19 protein-coding genes and 1 tRNA gene are annotated in these 21,351 nt (G+C 37.7%); 14 read left to right on the top strand and 6 right to left on the bottom strand.

From position 1 onward, the window contains the following. Positions 1-49 precede the first annotated feature (49 nt). Together ODR02_RS03225 and ODR02_RS03220 are read left to right on the top strand one after the other, a co-directional pair. Entirely contained in the window at positions 50-1,039 is a 990-nt protein-coding gene (locus ODR02_RS03225; RefSeq protein ID WP_309511602.1) for an NAD(P)H-dependent flavin oxidoreductase, read from the top strand. A gap of 14 nt (positions 1,040-1,053) precedes the next feature. Further along, complete coding sequence (locus tag ODR02_RS03220; RefSeq protein ID WP_309511601.1) at positions 1,054-1,824, top strand: alpha/beta fold hydrolase; 771 nt, start codon at positions 1,054-1,056, stop codon at positions 1,822-1,824. Positions 1,825-1,891: 67 nt separating this feature from the next. Here ODR02_RS03220 and ODR02_RS03215 read toward each other — a convergent pair whose 3' ends face one another. Continuing rightward, complete coding sequence (locus tag ODR02_RS03215; protein ID WP_309511600.1) at positions 1,892-2,509, bottom strand: HD domain-containing protein; 618 nt, start codon at positions 2,507-2,509, stop codon at positions 1,892-1,894. 26 nt (positions 2,510-2,535) lie between these two features. Beyond that, positions 2,536-2,835 (bottom strand): rhodanese-like domain-containing protein, encoded by a 300-nt coding sequence (locus tag ODR02_RS03210; RefSeq protein ID WP_126653957.1) that lies wholly within the window; start codon positions 2,833-2,835, stop codon positions 2,536-2,538. A gap of 175 nt (positions 2,836-3,010) precedes the next feature. Between ODR02_RS03210 and queG the strand changes: the two genes are divergently transcribed. The 8 genes from queG (at position 3,011) to ODR02_RS03170 (ending at position 12,510) form a co-directional block, all read left to right on the top strand. Then, positions 3,011-3,949, top strand: a complete 939-nt coding sequence (gene queG / locus ODR02_RS03205) for a tRNA epoxyqueuosine(34) reductase QueG (RefSeq protein WP_209789168.1) — start codon at positions 3,011-3,013, stop codon at positions 3,947-3,949. A gap of 360 nt (positions 3,950-4,309) precedes the next feature. Further along, positions 4,310-4,993, top strand: a complete 684-nt coding sequence (locus ODR02_RS03200; protein ID WP_209785602.1) for a TIGR02117 family protein — start codon at positions 4,310-4,312, stop codon at positions 4,991-4,993. A gap of 3 nt (positions 4,994-4,996) precedes the next feature. Further along, positions 4,997-5,644, top strand: coding sequence for a murein L,D-transpeptidase catalytic domain-containing protein (locus ODR02_RS03195; RefSeq protein ID WP_209785601.1), 648 nt, complete (start codon positions 4,997-4,999; stop codon positions 5,642-5,644). Between the two features lie 51 nt (positions 5,645-5,695). Beyond that, positions 5,696-6,148, top strand: coding sequence for an SRPBCC family protein (locus ODR02_RS03190; RefSeq protein WP_309511599.1), 453 nt, complete (start codon positions 5,696-5,698; stop codon positions 6,146-6,148). Positions 6,149-6,446: 298 nt separating this feature from the next. After that, positions 6,447-6,779 (top strand): hypothetical protein, encoded by a 333-nt coding sequence (locus tag ODR02_RS03185; RefSeq protein ID WP_209785599.1) that lies wholly within the window; start codon positions 6,447-6,449, stop codon positions 6,777-6,779. A gap of 59 nt (positions 6,780-6,838) precedes the next feature. After that, entirely contained in the window at positions 6,839-7,927 is a 1,089-nt protein-coding gene (locus ODR02_RS03180; protein WP_209785598.1) for an efflux RND transporter periplasmic adaptor subunit, read from the top strand. A 28-nt stretch (positions 7,928-7,955) separates the two neighbouring features. Then, the gene (locus ODR02_RS03175; RefSeq protein WP_309511598.1) at positions 7,956-11,078 is read left to right on the top strand and encodes an efflux RND transporter permease subunit; all 3,123 of its coding nucleotides are present in this window, start codon (positions 7,956-7,958) and stop codon (positions 11,076-11,078) included. Next, positions 11,059-12,510: a TolC family protein gene (locus ODR02_RS03170; protein WP_309511597.1), complete on the top strand. Its 1,452-nt coding sequence runs from the start codon at positions 11,059-11,061 to the stop codon at positions 12,508-12,510. The genes ODR02_RS03175 and ODR02_RS03170 overlap by 20 nt, the downstream gene beginning before the upstream one ends. 247 nt (positions 12,511-12,757) lie before the next feature. Here the strand turns inward: ODR02_RS03170 and ODR02_RS03165 are convergent, their stop codons facing one another. After that, the gene (locus ODR02_RS03165) at positions 12,758-13,180 is read right to left on the bottom strand and encodes a cold shock domain-containing protein (RefSeq protein ID WP_105683902.1); all 423 of its coding nucleotides are present in this window, start codon (positions 13,178-13,180) and stop codon (positions 12,758-12,760) included. 690 nt (positions 13,181-13,870) lie between these two features. On the opposite strand from ODR02_RS03165, the gene ODR02_RS03160 reads away from it, so the two are divergent. Then, positions 13,871-14,626 (top strand): SDR family oxidoreductase, encoded by a 756-nt coding sequence (locus ODR02_RS03160; protein WP_209785595.1) that lies wholly within the window; start codon positions 13,871-13,873, stop codon positions 14,624-14,626. Between the two features lie 81 nt (positions 14,627-14,707). On the opposite strand, the gene lgt is transcribed toward ODR02_RS03160, so the two are convergent. Next, complete coding sequence (lgt, locus tag ODR02_RS03155) at positions 14,708-15,544, bottom strand: prolipoprotein diacylglyceryl transferase (RefSeq protein WP_309511596.1); 837 nt, start codon at positions 15,542-15,544, stop codon at positions 14,708-14,710. 183 nt (positions 15,545-15,727) lie between these two features. On the opposite strand from lgt, the gene ODR02_RS03150 reads away from it, so the two are divergent. Further along, the gene (locus tag ODR02_RS03150) at positions 15,728-16,423 is read left to right on the top strand and encodes a VIT1/CCC1 transporter family protein (protein ID WP_209785593.1); all 696 of its coding nucleotides are present in this window, start codon (positions 15,728-15,730) and stop codon (positions 16,421-16,423) included. Between the two features lie 573 nt (positions 16,424-16,996). Continuing rightward, positions 16,997-18,745 (top strand): hypothetical protein, encoded by a 1,749-nt coding sequence (locus tag ODR02_RS03145; RefSeq protein ID WP_309511595.1) that lies wholly within the window; start codon positions 16,997-16,999, stop codon positions 18,743-18,745. A 181-nt stretch (positions 18,746-18,926) separates the two neighbouring features. Here the strand turns inward: ODR02_RS03145 and ODR02_RS03140 are convergent. Together ODR02_RS03140 and ODR02_RS03135 are read right to left on the bottom strand one after the other, a co-directional pair. Then, a tRNA-Leu gene (locus ODR02_RS03140) sits at positions 18,927-19,006 on the bottom strand. Between the two features lie 92 nt (positions 19,007-19,098). Continuing rightward, positions 19,099-19,866, bottom strand: a complete 768-nt coding sequence (locus ODR02_RS03135) for an MBL fold metallo-hydrolase (protein ID WP_309511594.1) — start codon at positions 19,864-19,866, stop codon at positions 19,099-19,101. 54 nt (positions 19,867-19,920) lie between these two features. Here ODR02_RS03135 and ODR02_RS03130 point away from each other — a divergent pair, with 54 nt between their 5' ends. Continuing rightward, a complete protein-coding gene (locus ODR02_RS03130; RefSeq protein ID WP_105683909.1) occupies positions 19,921-21,348 on the top strand; it encodes a nicotinate-nucleotide adenylyltransferase in 1,428 nt (475 codons plus the stop codon). The last annotated feature ends 3 nt before the right edge of the window (positions 21,349-21,351 follow it).

The raw sequence follows: 21,351 nt of genomic DNA, 5'->3' as shown, positions 1-21,351 counted from the left end.
ATATTGACATATTCTTCCCTGAAAACCATTGTTTTTAGTATTTTTACGCATGAGCAATTTTATAGATTTCAACGCTGCAAAAAAACTTCATGATATGGAGGCAACACAAAATAGAATTTCACACCTTTTTAATATTAAATATCCAATTATCCAGGCTGGGATGATCTGGCACTCGGGATGGAGACTGGCTTCTGCTGTTTCTAACTGTGGCGGATTGGGTATCATAGGAGCGGGAAGTATGTATCCTGACATTCTAAGAGAAAATATCCGGAAATGTAAACAGGCGACCGATAAACCTTTCGGGGTAAACGTACCGATGTTATATCCTAATATTGAAGAAATCATTCAGATTATTCTTGAAGAAAGAGTGGAAATTGTATTTACGTCAGCAGGGAATCCTAAAACCTATACAGAAACCCTGCAGAAAGAAGGAATAAAAGTAGCTCACGTAGTTTCCTCTACCAAATTTGCTGTAAAATGTGAAGATGCAGGAGTAGATGCTATTGTTGCAGAAGGTTTCGAAGCAGGAGGTCACAACGGAAGAGATGAAACCACAACGTTTTGTCTTATTCCGAATGTAAAAAAACATATTTCTAAACCATTAATTGCAGCAGGTGGAATTGCCTTAGGCTCACAAATCAAAGCAGCCATGATTCTTGGAGCAGACGGTGTACAGATCGGTTCCCGTTTTGCTGCCACTACAGAAGCAAGTGCTCATGAAAACTGGAAAAAGAAAATTACAGAACTACAGGAAGGAGATACTCATCTTACCTTGAAAGAACTGGCACCTGTAAGAATGGTGAAAAATAAGTTCTTCAATGAACTGGAAGATATCTACCTGAATGGAAGAGATAAAGAAGCCTTAATTGCTTCATTAGGAAGAGCAAGAGCAAAACGCGGAATGTTTGAAGGAGATATGGAAGATGGAGAATTGGAAATAGGTCAGGTTTCAGCTCTGATTGATGACATTCTTCCGGTAGAAACTGTTTTCAGTCACTTATTAAAAGAATTTGAAGAAACGAAAATGCCTGTTTTTTAAAATATAATTATCTAATGGAAGGAAGAATAATTGATGTAAAGGGTAAAAAATTATATATAGAACACTATAATCCGTTTGAAGGCAGACCTACAATTATATTTCTGCATGATTCACTCGGTTCGGTACAGCTTTGGAGAGACTTTCCAGCTAAATTATCTGAAGCTGCACAATGCAATACGCTTGCTTACGATCGCTTAGGTTATGGAAAATCATATCCTATGCTTACTCATGAAAGACCCGTAAATTATATGGAGCTGGAAGCAGATCTGCTGAATGATGTACTGATTGAAATGAATCTTGATCATGTGATTCTATTCGGGCATAGTGACGGGGGAACAATAGCTTTGATCACCGCTGCAAAATATCCCGAAAAAGTAAAAGCCGTTATCTGTGAAGCAGGTCATATTTTTGTGGAAGATGTGACTTTAAAAGGAGTCTATGATGCCTGGGAAGCTTACAAAACGACCAATCTTGCGGAACGTTTACAGAAGTATCACGGAGATAAAGTAGAAATGCTTTTCAAAGCCTGGACAGAAACCTGGACACGGGATGATTACAGAACCTGGAATATAGAGTATCTGTTGAAAGATATTAAAGCTCCATTGTTATTTATTCAGGGAGAAGCTGATGAATATGGGACGTTGGATCAGATGGAAAAAACAGTTAGTCAGGTAAGTGGAAGTGCTGAAAAATATATTATTCCCGCTATAGGCCATACACCCCATAAAGAAGCTCCTGAGCTTGTATTGGAAAGAACAATAGAATTTATAAGTAAGTATTCTTAAACCGAAATAATATAAATTAAGACACCTTTAAAATGGGTGTCTTTGTTTTATATAGAATAAATTTCAGTTACAGGAGCCTAAGTTCAGCAGCAATATTTTCCTTTGCCTGAGTTTCATATTTTTCCTTAAAATATTCTGTTTTAAAAATGCTTTCAAGTTCCAGAAAATGTTTAAGGACTTTTTTTCGTCCCGGTTGATACAAAAAATCAGGGTAAATAGAATATTCTCTTCGGATATTTTGAGTATATTCCATATAGGTTTTAAAATCTTTACCCAATACGGAAAGATCAGCATCCAAAAGATAATTGGTGTCTGCATGATTAGACTGCTGGTGAGATTTTGTCGCCAGAATCTGCTCCGAAATAATTGAGATTTTATCTTTATTTACATGAAGTTCAGAAAGTCTTTTCTCTGCTTTAACAGCACTTTTCTCCTCATTAGACTTGGATGTTGCATCGTAAATAATATCATGATAAAATACAGAAAAGGAAACGGCCGTAAAATCTGAAATATTCGCCTTCACTGCTTCAAGCTCCTGAAACATATTTTCAAGATGAAAAAGATTGTGATAGTATCTTCCTTTTTCAGAATATCTGGTTTCAATCTCCTTCCAAAGACTGTTAATCAACTGCAGATCGTTGGTAAGCGAAGAACAAAGCTGTTCGAATTGCTGATTCAGATTCATAAAAAGAGGGATAAAAAAAGGAACTTTTAAAAAGTTCCCTGATTTGCTTCCAGAACAGCCTTCAGCTCAGCCCAGCCTCCGCCGTTATAACCGTCCTTTAATCCTTGAGCAGTAAGATAATCCAATGCTTTTCCGCTTCTGTTTCCACTTCTGCAGAATAAGATAACCGGCTTTTCAATAGATAGAATCTCATCTTGTCTATCTTCTACTTCACCTAAAGGAATATTCTTAGCACCATCTATATTACCGTCCATTTCAAGCTCCATTGGCTCGCGAACGTCAATTAATTCATAGTTTCCTGATTGTATTACTTCTATTAAAGACATAGTTGTTGGTTTTAAACATTAAATTAGAAACGAAATTACGCAATTTTTTTTTGAAAAAAATCCTAATGAAAACATAATTTTTCAGAAAAGAAGCTGGGTAGAAGTTATAGATCAGGGGAACTTCTGCCAAAATCAGAAGATTGATAAAATAATCTTAATTTTGCACTGTGAAATTATGAATGCAGCTGCTGAAAAATATTCCCAACTGATAAAGTCCAAGGCAAAAAGTTTTGGGTTTCAGAATTGTGGTATTTCCAAAGCTGATTTTCTGGAAGAAGAGGCTCCCCGCCTCGAAAAATGGCTCAAGAATAATTTTAATGGCGAAATGAAATACATGGAAAACCATTTCGACAAAAGACTTGATCCACGCCTTCTCGTAGAAGGTTCAAAATCTGTAATTTCACTTTCTTATAACTATTTTCCCGAAGAAAAAATTTCAATTCTGGAAAACTATAAGATTTCAAAATATGCTTATGCAGAGGATTATCATGAAGTAATCAAAGAAATTCTCCGTGAGATGGTAGCTGAGTTACAGGAAGAAATAGGAGAATTCGGATTCCGGGTTTTTGTAGATTCTGCACCGGTTCTGGAAAGAGCCTGGGCGAAAAAGTCAGGAATAGGCTGGGTAGGGAAAAATGCCAACCTCATTACCAAACAAAGCGGTTCTTTCTATTTTCTGGCTGAAATTATCTGTGATCTGGAACTTATCCCGGATCATGCGACGACAGATCACTGCGGAAGCTGCCGTAAATGTATTGAAGCATGTCCCACAGATGCTATCGTTTCTGAAAAAATTATTGATGGAAGCCGCTGCATCTCGTATGCAACCATAGAACTGAAGGATGAGATTCCCAGCCATTTTAAAGATAAAATGGAGGACTGGATGTTCGGTTGTGATATCTGCCAGGACGTATGCCCGTGGAATAGATTCTCAGCGCCTAACAAACAAAGCCGATTCCAGCCTAATGAAGCGTTAAAAAACTTCAAAAAAGGAGAATGGAAAGAAATCACTCAGGAAATTTTCTCAGAAATCTTCAGAAAATCACCTGTGAAACGCACCAAATTTGCAGGACTGAAAAGAAATATTGAGTTTTTACAGAAGTCTTCTGACTGATTTTTCTCTGAACTTTCGGTGACAATCCCTCCTTTGGAATTTTTTGTAGTTCCAAACTAAAGCTGATAATCGACCATTCCTTAAATTTTTCGCTTTAAGGAGGTGAAAATTTATTTCAATAAGTTTCTTGAAAAACCTTTCCTATAAAGAAAAATTGATTTCCAGGAGATTAAAATCTCACCGAAAATCAACGTTTTTTCTGTACTCTTTTAGGAGCTGTTTTTACTCTTACTTTAAATCTTTTTTGGGATTTAGTATTTTTACGCATATTTGTGAATATTTCGTAACTAAATATAGCCATTTTTTCGATTAAAACAAATACTTTTACTAAAAATTAAAGATTAAATTTTATTAAAAAACATGACTGTGAAATCGATATTAATGTATCTCCTGAAAGTGATAGGAATTATTTTAGGAATTGTGATTATTTATGTAATCCTCGGGCTGCTGATTCCCTATATTCCTGTTTCTGCAAAGGATGACGGACAGAAGAAGGAAATTCCCATCTACATTTATACCAACGGGGTACACACAGATATCGTAATGCCTGTGAAAAACGATCTGCAGGACTGGAGCCAGAAAATTCCTTTTGCCAATACAAAATCAAAAAAAACAGATTATCAGTATATCGGAATAGGATGGGGCGATAAAGGGTTCTATCTTGATACTCCAACCTGGGCAGATCTTAAGTTTTCGACAGCCGTAAAAGCCGCATTCTGGCTAAGCGATTCTGCCATGCATTGTACCTATTATAATACAATGAAAGAAGGAGATGACTGCAAAATGATTATGATCAGCAGAAGTCAGTATCAGAACTTAGTGAAATTTGTAGAAGATAAATTTGACAGAGATCAGAACGGAAACTTCATGTTAATCCCTACAAATGCGGTGTACAGTGACAACGATGCCTTTTATGATGCCAAAGGAACTTACAGTTTTCTTTACACCTGTAATACATGGTCAAATAATGCTTTAAAAGCAGCAGGACAGAAAGCTGCACTTTGGACACCTTCAGATTTTGGAATTTTTCAACACTATAAATAATACATGAAGAAGGGTTATCTGTTTCTCATCATCTTTTGGATAGGTTCATGTTCACAAGAAAGAAAAAATAATACAATAAGAACTGTTGAAACACCTGTAGTTGTAGAAAAGAAACCTGAAGCAGATCTTTCTAAACTAAAAATAAAAGCGGAAGAAGCGTTGGCGTTCTGTACTTCAAAGAACCTAAACAAAGATTTCTGTATCCTTATTGATATGAGCCTTCATTCAGGTGTTAACCGTTTTTTTGTTTGGGATTTTAAAAGTAATAAGATCTCAAAAAAATATCTGGTAGGCCATGGCTGCGGTTCCAATTCATGGAGTAAAGACAATTCTAAAGCGGATCCTGGATTTAGCAATGAAGACGGAAGTCATCTGTCTTCATTAGGGAAATATAAGCTTGAAGGAAGAGGGTACAGTGATTGGGGAATTAATATAAAATACCTGATGCACGGCCTTGAAGAAACCAATAGCAATGCTTTGAAAAGATTTATTGTCTTTCATTCCTGGAATCTGATGAGCGATCATGAAACTTTCCCGAATGGATCTCCTGAAGGATGGGGCTGTCCCACTGTTTCCAATAATGCGATGAAGGAAATTGATCCTATGATTCAGAAATCCGGAAAACCTGTATTAATGTGGATCTATAATTAAATCTTTGTCATACATTTGTTTCTTAACAGTCATGTAAACTGATTCCGTCTTATGAAACATACCCTTTTCCGCGAACAACAACTCAACTGTGATATAGAAACTGCATGGAAATTCTTTTCCTCAGCAAATAATCTTTCAGAGATCACCCCGAAAGATATGGGCTTTATTGTTTTAACGGAAATGGAAGATGATGAAATCTATGAAGGAATGCTCATCGACTATTATGTCTCTCCATTGTTGGGGATTAAAATGAAATGGCAGACCGAGATTACCCACGTTGATTTTCAGAAAAGCTTCATCGATTTTCAGAAAAAAGGGCCGTACAAATTATGGAATCATCATCATGAATTTATTCCCAATGCAGAAGGTGTTCTGATGAGAGATACTATAGATTATGAACTTCCTATGGGCTTTTTAGGTGAAATTACACATCGCATTTTTGTCCGAAAGAAACTGGACCATATTTTTGATTATCGTTTTAGAGTTCTCAGCAAATTGTTCTAGCGATACAATTTTAATCATTCAATAGGAACGGGCTTTAGCCCGTTAATAATAAACCAAAATTCATCTGGCTTTAGCCAAAACTTTTAACGATTCTAGTTGGATTGCTATAGAATCACACACGACATGAATAGACTTAGCATCCTGTTCGTCATTCCAAAGGAATCCAAATTCCAATTAATAGAATTATTAATCGATTGTTTAAGTTTTTTTAACAGTTCCAGGGCTGGATTTCCCGGTAGAAAACCCTATTTTTGCAGGATTATCGTTTTTACTGAAAAACTAATGTGTTCTGTTTGACATGGCAAGTCTGAGGTCATTTTTCTTATTCTATATCATACTGGTTTTTTCCCTTTTCAATTCGAATTGGGCAGAAAAATCGTTGCAGAATATTCCTCATGTTCCGCCTGTAACAAATATTCATGTTCTTGATGTTTACGAAGAGGCAGATATGAATACGCATGCATTGCCTGCTGCTGCTAAAATTGTAAAACATTCAGTTAAAAAAAATGATCCTGCAATAGCCGATTTTTCAGGAATTTTAAAAGTTATTCCAAAAGTTACGCTTCCTGAAATCGCAATTTCTATTATTTGTGGAGTTAAATCCTTTCTCCATCTCCTTCAGTTGTACTAGGCTTAAGTTATTGAATGCCAAATCATTTTAACGGAATTTTATAACTTAAACATTTAAAAATGTATTTTAAAACTGTAATAATTTGCCTTATGGCAACATTATTGGCTGTGTCATGCAGTAAAGACAAAGAAAAAAATAATCAGAAAGATAAAGAAGTTCCCATACTGGAAATCAAAGAAAAAGATACATTGGTGAGCAACCAGTTTGTGACTGATATCCAGGCTAAAAAAAATGTAGAAATGCGTTCGAGGATCGGAGGCATCATACAGCATATTTATGTAAATGAGGGACAATTTGTACATCAGGGGCAGGCTTTATTTAAAATCAATGATGCTGAACTACAGATGGAACTTCTGAAAGCAAACGCTGCATTGAAGCAGATGGAAGCAGATGTTCGTATAGCAGAAGTAGAGCTGAAGCAGATTCAGAGTCTTCACGCTAAAAAGTTTGTTGCCAATAACGAACTGGAAATGGTGAAAGCCAAACTGTCCTCTGCCAAAGCAAAACATGCATTTGCTGATGCAGAAAAGAGAACCGTTCTTCAGAAAATAAGCTTTACAAAAATTACAGCGCCTTTTGACGGAGTGATTGACGTAATTCCCCATAAAGACGGAAGTTTGGTGGAAAATGGAACCCTATTGACCACACTTTCCCAATTGAATGAAGTGTATGCTTATTTCTCTATTCCTGAAAACTTATATTTTGAGCTTTTGGCCAACGATAAAATCGGTAGTCATCAAAAGATTGAACTGACTCTTCCCAACGGGGTTAATTATCAGTTCAACGGAGCTTTAAAAACAGCAGAAGGAGAAATCGACAGAACCACAGGTTCCATCCGGTATAAAGTGCTTTTCCCAAATCCTGACCGTTTAATTAAACACGGAACTTCCGGGAAACTTATTATTTCTGAACAACAGAATAACGCGATTCTTATTCCGCAAAAATCTACCTTCTCCATTCAGGACAAGACTTATGTTTTTGTAGTGGATAAGCAGAATAAAGTGAAAATGACCAATATTAAGATCGGTACTACATTAAGAGATTCTTATATGGTGGAAAGTGGTCTTAAAAAAGGAGATTTAATCATTTATGAAGGGACTCAGTCTTTGAAAGATGGTGATATTATCAAAATCAAAAAGAAGTATTAACCTTTCATAATCTTTAAATCAATTAACTATGGTAGAAATGTTTATAAGACGAAAGGTTCTTTCGTTGGTTATTTCCATATTATTTGTTCTGCTGGGAATCATGGCTTTACTAAAGATGCCAATCACTCAGTTTCCGGATATTGTTCCCCCTTCAGTAACCGTTACTGCAAAATATACGGGAGCGAATGCTGAAGTATCTGCCAATGCGGTAGCCCTTCCTCTGGAACGTGCCATCAATGGAGTACCGAGGATGACTTATATGTCAACGGTAACTTCCAATGACGGTCTTACCCTTATCCAGGTTTTCTTTGAAGTAGGAACAGATCCTGATGTAGCAGCAGTAAACGTTCAGAACAGAGTGACCACTATTCTTGATGAGCTTCCTGAAGAGGTAATCAGAGCCGGTGTTACCACTGAAAAAGAGGTGAACAGTATGCTGATGTATCTCAATATCACAAGTGCTGATCCGAGTCAGGATGAGCAGTTCATTTATAACTTTACAGATATCAATGTTCTTCAGGAGCTGAAACGTATTGATGGAGTAGGGCGTGCGGAGATTATGGGACAGAAAGAATACTCCATGAGAGTATGGCTGGATCCACAGAAAATGGCGGCTTACAATATTTCTGCGGATGAAGTGATCACTTCCCTCCAAAAACAGAATATTTCCGCAGCACCCGGAAAAGTGGGTGAAACATCTGGAAAAACTTCCAGCCAGCTTCAGTATGTAATCAAATATAAAGGAAAGTTTTTTGAGCCTAAACAATATGAAGAAGTTCCCATCAGATCTGATGTGGACGGAACAATCTTAAAGCTTAAAGATATTGCGAAAGTTGAATTCGGTGCTATGAACTACGGAATGGTTTCCAAAACAGACGGAAGACCTTCTGCATCAATCATGATGAAGCAGCGCCCGGGTTCCAACGCTTCTGAAGTGATTGAAAGTGTAAAGGCAAAAATGGAAGAGTTAAAAGTCACTTCTTTCCCTCCGGGGATGGAATACAACATGGCTTATGATGTTTCCAGATTCCTGGATGCTTCCATCAGTGCGGTATTAACAACTCTTATTGAAGCCTTTATTCTGGTAGGAATTGTAGTATTTATCTTCCTTCAGGACTGGCGTTCCACATTGATTCCTGTATTGGCTGTTCCGGTGGCATTGGTAGGAACTTTTGCCTTCATGAATATGCTGGATTTCTCAGTTAACCTTTTAACGCTGTTTGCCCTGGTTCTTGCGATAGGTATTGTAGTGGATAATGCTATTGTCGTCGTTGAAGCCGTCCACGTTAAAATGGAAGAAGGAATGAATGCCATGGATGCCACCATCAGCGCAACCAAAGAAATTGCAGGAGCGGTAGTGGCTATTACCATTGTGATGTCTGCGGTATTTATTCCTGTGGCGTTCCTTGATGGTCCGGTAGGCGTATTTTATCGTCAGTTTTCATTGACATTGGCAATCAGTATTGTGATTTCCGGAGTAAATGCTTTGACGTTAACTCCAGCGCTTTGTGCAATTATTTTAAAACCTCACAATCATGATAAGAAGAAAACAATCATCGACAGAGCTTTCCAGAGTTTCAATACAGGCTTTGAAAGACTGACAAATGGCTATGTGGGAATCTTAACAAAGTTCGCAACAAGAACTACCGTAACTTTTGGACTGTTATTTTTATTTGTCGGACTTACTTTTGTGACCAGTAAATTCCTGCCAACCGGATTTATTCCCATGGAAGATCAGGGAATGGTATACGTAAGTGTGACTACTCCACAGGGAGCAACAGTAGAAAGAACAGAAAAAGTGCTGGATGAAGTGACGGTTATTGCCAAAAAAATTAAAGGCGTAGAAAATGTGACCACTCTTGCCGGGTACAGTATTGTAACAGAAATTGCAGGTTCATCCTACGGAATGGCGATGATCAATCTTAAAGACTGGAAAGAAAGAAATATTTCTGTCAATGATCTCATTACAGAACTATCAGATAAAACAAAGAGCATTGCAGATGCACAAATTGAAATTTTTGCACCGCCAACTGTGCCTGGTTTCGGTAATACCAGCGGTTTTGAATTACGTTTATTAGACAGAACCGGAGGAACGATAGAGAATACCGATAAGATCACTAAAGATTTTGTGAAAAAACTGAATGATGCTCCGGAGCTGCAGAATAACTTCACCAGCTTTGATGCTACTTTCCCACAGTACATGATCAATGTAGATTATGATATGGCAGCAAAGAAAGGTGTATCGGTAGATAATGCGATGTCCACGTTGCAGACCATGCTGGGGTCTTATTACGCCACAAATTTTATCCGTTTCAGCCAGATGTATAAAGTGATGGTACAGGCAAGTCCTGAACACAGAGACACTCCTGAGAGTATTCTGAATTTATATTTAAAAAATGACAAGGGTGAAATGGTTCCTTTCTCCACATTCATCACTATTGAAAAAGTATACGGACCTGAAGTACTGACAAGGTATAATATGTATATGTCTGCTATGATCAATGGAGAGCCTGCAGATGGCTACAGCTCGGGAGATGCTATTGCAGCTGTAGAACGTGTGGCCAAAGAGACACTGCCCAGAGGATTTGATATTGAATGGTCGGGGATGACAAGAGAAGAGATTTTATCAGGAAACCAGACTGTTTATATCTTCGCAATCTGTCTTTTATTCGTCTATCTTTTATTGGCGGCACAATACGAAAGTTTCCTTCTTCCAATGCCTGTATTATTAAGTCTTCCGACAGGAATCTTCGGTTCTTATATCGCTTTGGTACTGATGGGATTGGATAATAATATTTATGCACAGGTAGCATTGGTCATGCTGATTGGTCTTTTAGCCAAAAATGCTATTCTGATTGTAGAATTTGCAGTGGCAAGAAATAAGCAGGGATTTGATATCATTCCGGCAGCTATTGAAGGTGCGAGACAACGTCTGAGACCCATTCTGATGACTTCTTTTGCATTTGTGGCAGGACTTATTCCGTTATGTATTGCATCCGGTGCGGGTGCAATAGGAAACCGTTCCATTGGTACAGCGGCGGCAGGAGGAATGCTGATTGGAACCATCTTCGGATTAGTAGTCATTCCGGGGCTCTATATATTCTTTGCAAAACTTGAAAATAAGAAGAAAGATGAAAAGATTAAATCATAGAAATATAATATACGGAATAGCCTCACTAAGCCTTGTTTCATGCGCTGTTCCCAAAGTAACAGAGCTCAAAAAAGCTCAGGAATTACCGGAAGAAATTATCAAAACCGATAAAAATAAAACTTCAGATGAATTTCAGCAGATTAACCTGAAGGCTTACTTTACAGATCCGCAGCTGCTGGAACTTTTTGATAAAGTAGTTCAGGCAAACCCGGATTTCCAGATTGCCCAGCAGAGAGTGGAAATTGCCAACAGTTTCCTTCAAAGATCAAAGATGGATCTGCTGCCTTCCCTTGAGGTGGGAGTAGAAGCTTCTGGTAACCGCTACGGAAAATATACGATGGAAGGAGTGGGAAACTATGATACGAATCTCTCACCCAATATTACGGAAAATCAGAAAATCAACAGAGATTTTACCCCGAATTACTGGCTGGGAGCAAGAAGCAGCTGGGAAATTGATGCCTGGGGAAAACTGAAAAATAAAAAAATCGCTGCCCAAAAGAAATATCTGGCTTCCACAGAAGGATTAAGGCTGCTGCAGGTGGAGCTTTTCACTGATATTGCCAATCTCTATTATCAGTTGGTAGCCTTAGACAACCGTCTTGCCATTTATCAGAAGAATTATAAGCTTCAGCAAAGAGCTTTTGAGATTGTTCTGGCACAACGTGAAGTAGGAAAAGCTACGGAATTGGCGGTGCAGCAGTTCAAGGCACAAAATAACAACTGGCTGGCAGAAATTGAACACATCAGAGTAGAAATCGTTACGGTAGAACAGGCGATCACTACTTTGACAGGAAGCTATGGTGGAGAGGTAAAGCGTGGCAAAATATTAATGCCTACCAATATGGAAGTGCTGAATAAAGCCATTAATGTGGAAAATGTGATCCACTCCAGACCGGATGTTGCAGCTAATTATTATGTTTTAGAAGCTTCTCAGGCTGATGCGAAGGCTGCAAGAGCTGCTTTTTATCCAAAGATTGATCTGGGGGCCGGTTTCGGGATGAATTCTTTTTCTGTGGAAACATTCTTTAAACCAAGCTCACTAGCAGGGCAGTTATTAGGAGGATTAATGGTTCCGGTTTTCAATAAAGGACAGTTGAAATATGAATTTAAAGTAGCGAGCAAAGAGCAGGAAATCGCTTTTTTGAATTATCAGAAAAGTATTACGACTGCTTTTAATGAACTTCAGTCTATTTTGAAACAGACGAAGATCTATGAACGTGTTTTGAAACTGAAATCAGAAGAAGTAGGCTTTCTTGACCGCGGTGTTGAGGTTTCCAATGATTTGTATCTGACAGGTTACGCGAACTATTTTGAATTGATTAATTCTCAAAAGAGCAAATTAACGGCTGAACTGGATTTACTGCAGTTTCAGCATCAGAATACCAGAAATAACGTCCTGCTGTTTAAAGCACTGGGCGGGAAACTGGATTAATTTTTACTTTTTTTACGATGAAGAAGCTGTCTTTTAGGCAGCTTCTTTTATAGTATAATCAGATTCTACGGATTCCCGTAATGATAATTGAAATAATTCCAGGATCTTGCGTAAGAATCCAACTTTTACAAGTTGAGTTAACTTTTTTTATATGTCCCCAAAAAAAGAGACTGCCTGAAGGGCAGTCTCTTTGTATATGGTTTAAAATGTATCTACTTATCCTGCAGAAACATTTTATAAGTACCTATTATTTAACAAGCTGAATTTCAACAGCAGAAAATCCTTTAGGAGATTTCTCTTTTTCGAAAGATACTTTGTTCCCTTTTTTCACAGGCTCTGCACAGTTGTTGTTGTGGAAGAAGATATTTTCTTTGTTATTATCTTCAGTAATGAAGCCATATCCTTTTTCACTCAGGAAAGTAACAATTCCTGTTTTTCTTGGATCTTCTTCAATGATAGGTGCAGCACCCAATTGAATATCATCAAGGTTTACTTCCTGTCTTTGTTCAGGTGGAGTAGAAGTTAATCTTCCGAATTCGTCTACATACATGAAGACATCCTCCGCTCCTTTGTTGTTGTTCGTTTTACGTTCTTCGCGTCTTAGCGCCTTTTCTTTTTGCTTTTGAATTTTTTTCTTGAAATTTTCCTTTTTAGAAAAAGAATCTGCCATAAATTATTTTTAGTATTTAGTTTCTATAAATTAATTGGTTCAATCTGATCTGTTTTAGACCCTATAAAGCCTGGCTATGTTTTCTGTTTTGGATCATCCCAATCATACAGAGCTTTAAAATTCCGACAAGTATTGTTCTTAATAGAAGAATAAAAGTTAAAAAGATGGCTGCTCAAAAGGCAAAGACTGAATAAAAATATTCGGGTCGTTACAGAAAACAAAGTAGAGACTTGGTTTATAATGTACAAATATACAACAATAAAATGAATAATCAGGTTTTAAATGATTGATTATCAGAAATGGTTTTGCAGGATATGTTATGATCTGAGTGTAAGAGTATCAAGAAAGCGGTAATAATCCTATAAAAAATCCCCAGAAAACTGAGGATTATAAAAAAATATATTAAAAATGAAGTGGTGGTGCGTGATACGGGAGGAACGTATCAAATGTTATGCCTAAAATTGATGTGATTTTGGGAATTATACAAAAGTGTTTAACTAAAAAGGTTGGTCTCAAGGCGTATCTGGCTGGTAAATAGCATTCTATTGAGAAGCTATTGTTTACATAAAAAATAATAAATATTTCACCTTCAGTAGGAAATCCGAAATCAAAAAATCCCGAAAATTTCACCATGTTGTGGCCATTTTTATTATTCATCTTTGTCTCATTAACATTTAAATATAAAAAAACATGTCAACACAAAATGTAAAAGGGAAAGTTGTTTTAATTGCCGGAGGTGGTAAAAATTTAGGCGGATTATTAAGCAGGGATTTTGCAGCAAAAGGGGCAAAGCTGGCCATCCACTACAACAGTGAAAGCTCAAAAGCAGAAAGTGAAAAAACACTGGCTGAAGTACAGGCATTGGGAGCTGAAGCATTTCTATTCCAGGGTGATCTTACCAAAGTAGACCATATTACAAAGTTCTTTGAGGAAACGATTTCCCGTTTCGGAGGAATTGATATTGCAATCAATACCGTGGGAATGGTATTGAAAAAGCCATTTTCGGAGACTACAGAAGCAGAATATGATACCATGTTCAATGTCAATTCAAAATCTGCTTACTTCTTTTTGCAGGAAGCGGGTAAAAAGCTGAACGATCACGGGAAGATCTGTACCATAGTTACTTCATTGCTGGCGGCTTACACTGGACTGTATTCCACATATGCAGGAGCAAAAGCACCGGTAGAACATTTTACAAGAGCAGCTTCCAAAGAATTTGGAAACAGAGGGATTTCGGTAACCGCAGTAGCACCCGGTCCCATGGATACTCCTTTTTTCTACGGACAGGAAACCGATGATGCGGTAGCATATCATAAATCAGCATCAGCACTCGGAGGACTAACGGATATTAAGGATATTGCTCCATTGGTAGAATTTCTGGTAACAGATGGTTGGTGGATCACAGGCCAAACGATATTTGCTAACGGCGGATATACAACGAGATAGCATATTGTAGAATCCATTAAAAAAGAAACTCACTGAAAAATAGCTTTCAGTGAGTTTTTTATGGTAAGATAAAGGAAAAAATTAAGTTGTTTTAATCTTTCCTTTCTCCAATATACTTTTAATGATAAAGAATAATCCAAGAAGAACAAATGGAATGCTCAGAAGCTGCCCCATATTCAAAATCATTCCGTGCTCAAATTCTACCTGATCCACCTTGATAAATTCAATCAGAATTCTCATAATAAAGATGAGCAGAATACTGATCCCAAAATAAAACCCTTTTCCGATTTTAAAAATATCTTTCCTATAAATAAAGTAAATAAATAAGAAAATAAGGGCATAAGAGATTGCTTCATACAGTTGTGCCGGATGTCTCGGAAGATCATCTACCTGACGGAAGATAAACGCCCATGGAACGTCAGTAGGAACTCCGATGATTTCAGAATTCATCAGATTAGCCAGCCTGATGAAGGTTCCTCCCAACGGAAGTACAATTGCTATAGCATCAAGAACCGTCATAAACGGAATAGAAAATTTTCTCGCATATAAAAGAAGCATAATCACCAGACCGATACCACCACCATGACTGGCAAGACCTGCAAATCCTGTAAAATGATAAACTCCGTCTGGTCCTTTCTGAATCGGTAAAAATACTTCAAGCGGATGTTGTAAATAATAATCAAAATCATAAAAAAGACAGTGTCCCAGCCTCGCACCCACCAAAATTCCTATAAGCGCATAGGAAAATAAAGCTTCGTGTGCTTGTGTACTGAGGCCTTCTTTTTTATAAATACGTTTTAAAATATTTAGCGATAAAACAAGTCCTGTAAGAAATAATAATCCGTAATATTTTATAGGAAGTCCTAGGATATTGACGATTTCGGGATTGATGTCCCAGTTGATATATAATAAATTCATTGTTGCAAAGATAAGAAAATAGGAATTTCCGGACAGAATGAGGTGGGTTTTTGGGTTTTTGATTTGATTTTTAAGGTGTTACAAATTGTTTGAGAACCCCTATCCGAATTAAGAATGAATATAATTTAAAATGATTCTTGATGAAATATTGGGTAACTTTAGCGTACCACCAAAATAAAAGTTATGCATCATCAGCTGGAGAAACATTATGTAAACAGAGTAGGCTGGCTTCGGGCAGCAGTATTGGGAGCGAATGACGGGTTGTTATCCACTACAAGTATCGTCATAGGAGTTGCAGCAGCAGAACCGGATCGGCATATGATTATTCTTGCAGCACTGGCGGGTATGATTGCCGGGGCAATGTCTATGGCAGCCGGTGAATATGTTTCCGTAAGTTCACAGGAAGATACAGAGAAAGCAGATTTGATCCGTGAAAAACGTGAGCTTGAACAAATGCCGGAGGTAGAACTTAGAGAATTGGCCAAAGTGTATGAAAAAAGAGGCTGTACCAAAGAAACAGCGATGCAGGTAGCTATTGAACTTACAGAACACGATGCACTGGGAGCACATGCCCGTGATGAACTGGGGATTAATGAGATAACACAAGCCAAACCTTTACAGGCAGCAATGGCTTCATTTGGTTCATTTGCGGTAGGAGCTTTATTGCCATTTACCGTTTCTCTTCTGGCTCCAATTAAACAGATGGTGTACTTCCAATATGGGTTCTCCATCATATTCTTGATGCTTTTAGGAGCAATTTCAGCTAGAGCGGGAGGTTCAGGTATTAAAATAGCCGTATTGAGGATCTGTTTCTGGGGAACAGTGGCCATGGGAATTACCGCGTTAGTGGGAAGGCTTTTTGGAGTGAGTGTAGCATAAATCTTACTTATACATGAATAATTGTTAGGCAGTTATTAAGTATGGGTTGCAATTCCGTATTGCTTATACATTCATCTGGACAAGAATTTTTGATGACTTGGTTTTTCTTATTGATTTTCCGTTGTTTATTTTTAATGGTGTATATGTAATGTATGCTGGGTGCATATTTGATGTATTGTTTTTCTTGTGTAAGGCTTGTTTTGTGTTTAGTTTTGACGAATCGAATTAGAATTATCGATTTCGATATTGTTATTATAATGCTTGAATAAAAACCTCTGATAATCAAAAGATTTCGGAGGTTTTTTATAGCATGGAACAGGTGCTTTATTCTTGTTTTTACAAATACCCTCAATGCTGTATTTTTAAACAGATGGGCTTTAAAAAGTAATGGAGAATTCCTTTTCATATATTCCTTCTTTTATACTTTTATGGATTTTTATTTGTCTCTACATTAGTGGTGCAGGTTTGATGTATAACTGTCGTATTTATGATGTATCCTGATTTTGTTTTGCCTATTGGTTTGTGATTAATTTTGTCAAATCAAATGAATGTAAACAATAAAACTTTTTATGTATGAAAAAAAAACTATTACCATTGGCGATAGTTTTGCTGGGTTTTTGCAAAGCGTATTCGCAGATGGGTATTAATACGGCAAGTCCTGCTGCTACGCTGGATATCAATGCCAAAAAGGCTACCGGCACTTCTACCAGTGTAGACGGAGTTCTGATTACCCGGCTGGACCGGCAGAGAGCCCAAAGTATGACAGGAGTTCCTGCTTCCACTTTAATCTATGTCAACAGTATAGCTACCGGATCACAAGCGGGAACAGCAGTCAATATAGATGCTGTAGGGTACTACTACTATGACGGAACAGCGTGGGTAAAGCTGCATAATCCCACCAATGCAACAGCGGGTAATATCTACAATACAGATGGTACCCTTACAGGCAACAGAACAGTAACGCAAGGAGCTAACACCCTGGCATTCACGGGGACCCAAGCCAATGCATTTTCGGTAGATGGTGCTACCTTTTCGGTAGATGCAGCCAATGACCGTATAGGAGTGGGGACAACGACGCCCAATACTAAACTTACAGTGAGTACACCTGATGGTAGTTATGGGTTCAGTCATACCAATGGTACAGTAGATCTTAAGTCACATATAGGAGCAGGCATTGTTTCTTTTGGGAGTACTACTAATAACGATCTGAGATTGATGACCAATAACTTTCATAGATTGTCTATTACCTCAGCGGGAGATGTTGGGATTGGTACAAACGCGCCCAATACTAAACTTACGGTTACGACAGCTGATAATAATTTTGGGTTCAGTCATACCAATGGTACAGTAGTTCTTACGTCGTATATTGGTTCAGGCATTGGTTCTTTTGGGACTACTAGTAATAACGATCTGAGATTGATGACCAATAACTTTCCTAGATTGTCTATTACCCCAGGGGGAGATGTTGGGATTGGTACAAACGCGCCTAATACTAAACTTACGGTGAGTACACCTGATAATAATTTTGGATTCAGTCACACCAATGGTACAGCAGTTCTTACGTCATATATTGGTTCAGGCATTGGTTCTTTTGGGACTACTACTAATAACGATCTGAGATTGATGACCAATAACTTTCCTAGATTGTCTATTACCCCAGGGGGAAATGTTGGGGTTAACACATCAACCCCTCAAGAGGCGCTGCATGTTAACGGATCAGTTCAGGTGACCGGGGAAATTAAAGTCGGAGGGACTGCAACCACAGCCGGATCAGCCGGACTGAGCAATCAGGTTTTAGTATCACAGGGTGCAGGAAGCCCGGCGGTCTGGAAAGATCTTAGTGCTGTAACGGGGCCTGTCAATTTACTGACATCATTTAGTGAATTTGTAACGAATAACGTTACGTTCACTTTAAGCACGGAAAATGGTCCAACTCTCATACTAGGTGCTAAAAATGGATTAAAGGTAAGCAGCCCTAATAATATTGTTGTGATATATATTGACATAGATGCTTATGTCAATGGTTTATCCACTTCAGCTGGAATAGCCTACTTATTTAAAACTAATATAACGAATTCAGCAGGTACAGAAATTGCTCTTTCTGATAGCGGGCCCATAGGAATGGATGGAACTAATTTTGCTGATACGAAAAAAGCCAATTTCAGATCTTTTGTCTTTAGAAATGTGCCTGTCGGGACTTTTAACGTAGGAATATTTGCTCAAAGAAGAAATCATAATAACTTTAATGGAACCACCAGTGGTAATAATGATCTGGCTTTTTTACCAGGAAATGTACATATTTATGTATATGAGAAAAACTAGATTTTATAAATAAATACTATAGTATGCGGCTGGCAAACAATAATTTTCATTGGCCGGCCGCAATACTGATCCACTTTTGGGGTTGATCCGAATTGATAAATTAAAAATATAAAATAGCCCCATTTAACTCTCATGAAAAACAAAAACCTCTGATAATCAAAAGATTTCAGAGGTTTTTTTGTACCCAGGACCGGGATCGAACCGGTACTCCTAAGAACTGGTGTTTGAGACCAGCGCGTCTACCAATTCCGCCACCTGGGCTTGATGTTGAGTACAAACATGGTGTTTGTTTCAAATTGGTGTGCAAATATAGGAACTTTTTTCAATGTTCAAAAGCTTTTTGAAGAATTTTTTTAAAAATTAAGTTCCAAACCATCGTAGGCAAGGTGTATTCCGGGTGGAAGCTGCTTATCTTCAATATCATGCAGTCCTAAATGATGACTGATGTGTGTTAAAAATAATTTCTCAGGTTTGAGCTCTTCAAACAGCTTAATAACATCCGGAAGGATAAAATGGGCAGGATGGGGATCAAATTTTCTGATACAGTTTAAGATCAGAATATCAAGATTCTTCAATTTTTCTTTCTCCGTTTCAGAAATAAATCCGGCATCTGTAATATAAGCCAGCTTTTTAAACTTATATCCAAACACGGTAATCTTATAGTGAATCACTTCCACAGGAGTGATTTCCGTATCCAGTACCTGAAAAGGCTTATTTTCAATTTCGTGAAGTTCAAAAGCGGGCGCACCGGGATATCTTACATCTGCAAAAGCGTAAGGAAACCTGTTTTTTATTTCATGAGCCACTCTTGAATAGCAGTAGAGCGGAACATCTTTTCCACTCTTAAAAATCAGTGGCCGCATATCATCCAGTCCGATTACGTGATCATTATGTTCATGGGTAATCAACGCAATATCTACGGTATGTTCATGATTGGTAAGCATTTGCTGCCTGAAATCCGGACCGCAATCGATCAGTATTTTTTTATTTTCTTCCGTGGTAACCATCACGGAAGAACGTAAACGTTTGTCTTTGGGATTTTGTGAAGTACATACTTCACATGTGCAGCCTATAACAGGTACACCTTGAGAAGTACCAGTTCCTAAAAATTTCAACTTCATTTTGTTTTGAGGTTGGTTTAATTTTGGTAAATTTACAAAAAATTTCATGTCCTAATGTATCAGAAACTAACTCCTAAACAAAAAGCATTAACAATTAATCTAGATCCTACTATTTATGGTACTTTCGCAGAAATTGGAGCAGGGCAGGAGACTGTTCGCCACTTTTTTAGAGCAGGGGGAGCTTCCGGTACGATTGCTAAGGCAATGTCTGCTTATGACAAAGATTTTAGTGATGCCATCTACGGAAAGGAAGTAAAAAACAGGTATGTTACCCAAAACAGGCTTCGCAAAATGCTTCGATATGAAGTAGCTTTGATTGAAGAGAGGATTTCAAGGGATAATAATCCTGACAGAAAATTCTTTTCTTATGCCAATACGGTAACCACCATTAATTTTGACAAGACTGTAAAAGGCCACGGCTGGGTAGGAATTCGTTTTCAGACCAAAGAAAATGAAGATTACAATGAAATCGTAATTCACGTAAAATTCAAAGAAAATGATGCCACTCTTCAGCAGGAAACCTTAGGGAATCTGGGAGTGAACCTTATTTTCGGGGCTTTCAATTATTTTGACAACCCAAGAACTTTAGTGGAATCTTTATACGATGATGTGGCAAAAGACAACCTGGAAATTGATATGATTGATTTCAGCGGACCTGCCTTTGCCTATGTTGATAACAGACTGATGTCTCTTCAATTGGTAAAGAATGGAATGACTGATGCAGTAATCTTCAATTCTCAAGGAAGTAACATGCTTCCGGCAGATGTACTGTACAAGAAAAATATTTTTGCGGTAAGAGGAAGTTTCAGACCGGTAACGAAAGTAAACATTGACATGCTTAAAAACGGGATGGATATGTTCTTCAAAGATGCCATCTGTACCCATGAAGAAACAGAAGTTCTTATTGAGATTACTATTTCCAATCTGAGAGCAGACGGAGATATTGACGAAAGAGATTTCCTTGACAGGGTTGATATTCTGGCTAAACTGGGATACACTGTTATTATTTCTAACTTCTCTGAATATTACAGACTGATCGATTATTTTGCATCTTATACCAGTGGAGATATTGGTGTAGCAATGGGAGTAAACAACCTTTTAATGGTATTTGATGAGAAATACTATAAAGATTTGTCAGGTGGAATCCTTGAAGCATTCGGGAAATTTTTCAGAAACGGGATGAGAGTATATCTGTATCCTTATAAAGATCCGGAAACTCACCAGTTACTGGATTCTTCAAACCTGAAAGTAGAAGAAAACCTTAAAGAACTCTATAAATATTTCAAACACAACAACCGTATTGTTGATATTACCAATTATAATCCGGAGTTTCTGGAAATTTATTCCAGAGAAATATTGAGAAAAATTGCCTGCTGTGTGAAAGGTTGGGAAACTCAGGTTCCGGAAGGTGTAGCAGAAATGATTAAAGAGCGTGGAATGTTCGGATATAAAGAAGAACTTTCCCTAAAACAATTCTCTTAAAAT

The sequence above is a fragment of the Chryseobacterium sp. CFS2 genome, from assembly GCF_036543225.1.
In the GTDB taxonomy this organism is placed as follows: Bacteria; Bacteroidota; Bacteroidia; order Flavobacteriales; family Weeksellaceae; genus Chryseobacterium; species Chryseobacterium culicis_A.
Note: the sequence above shows the minus strand (reverse complement) of the source record. Positions and strands in the feature narration are given on the sequence as shown.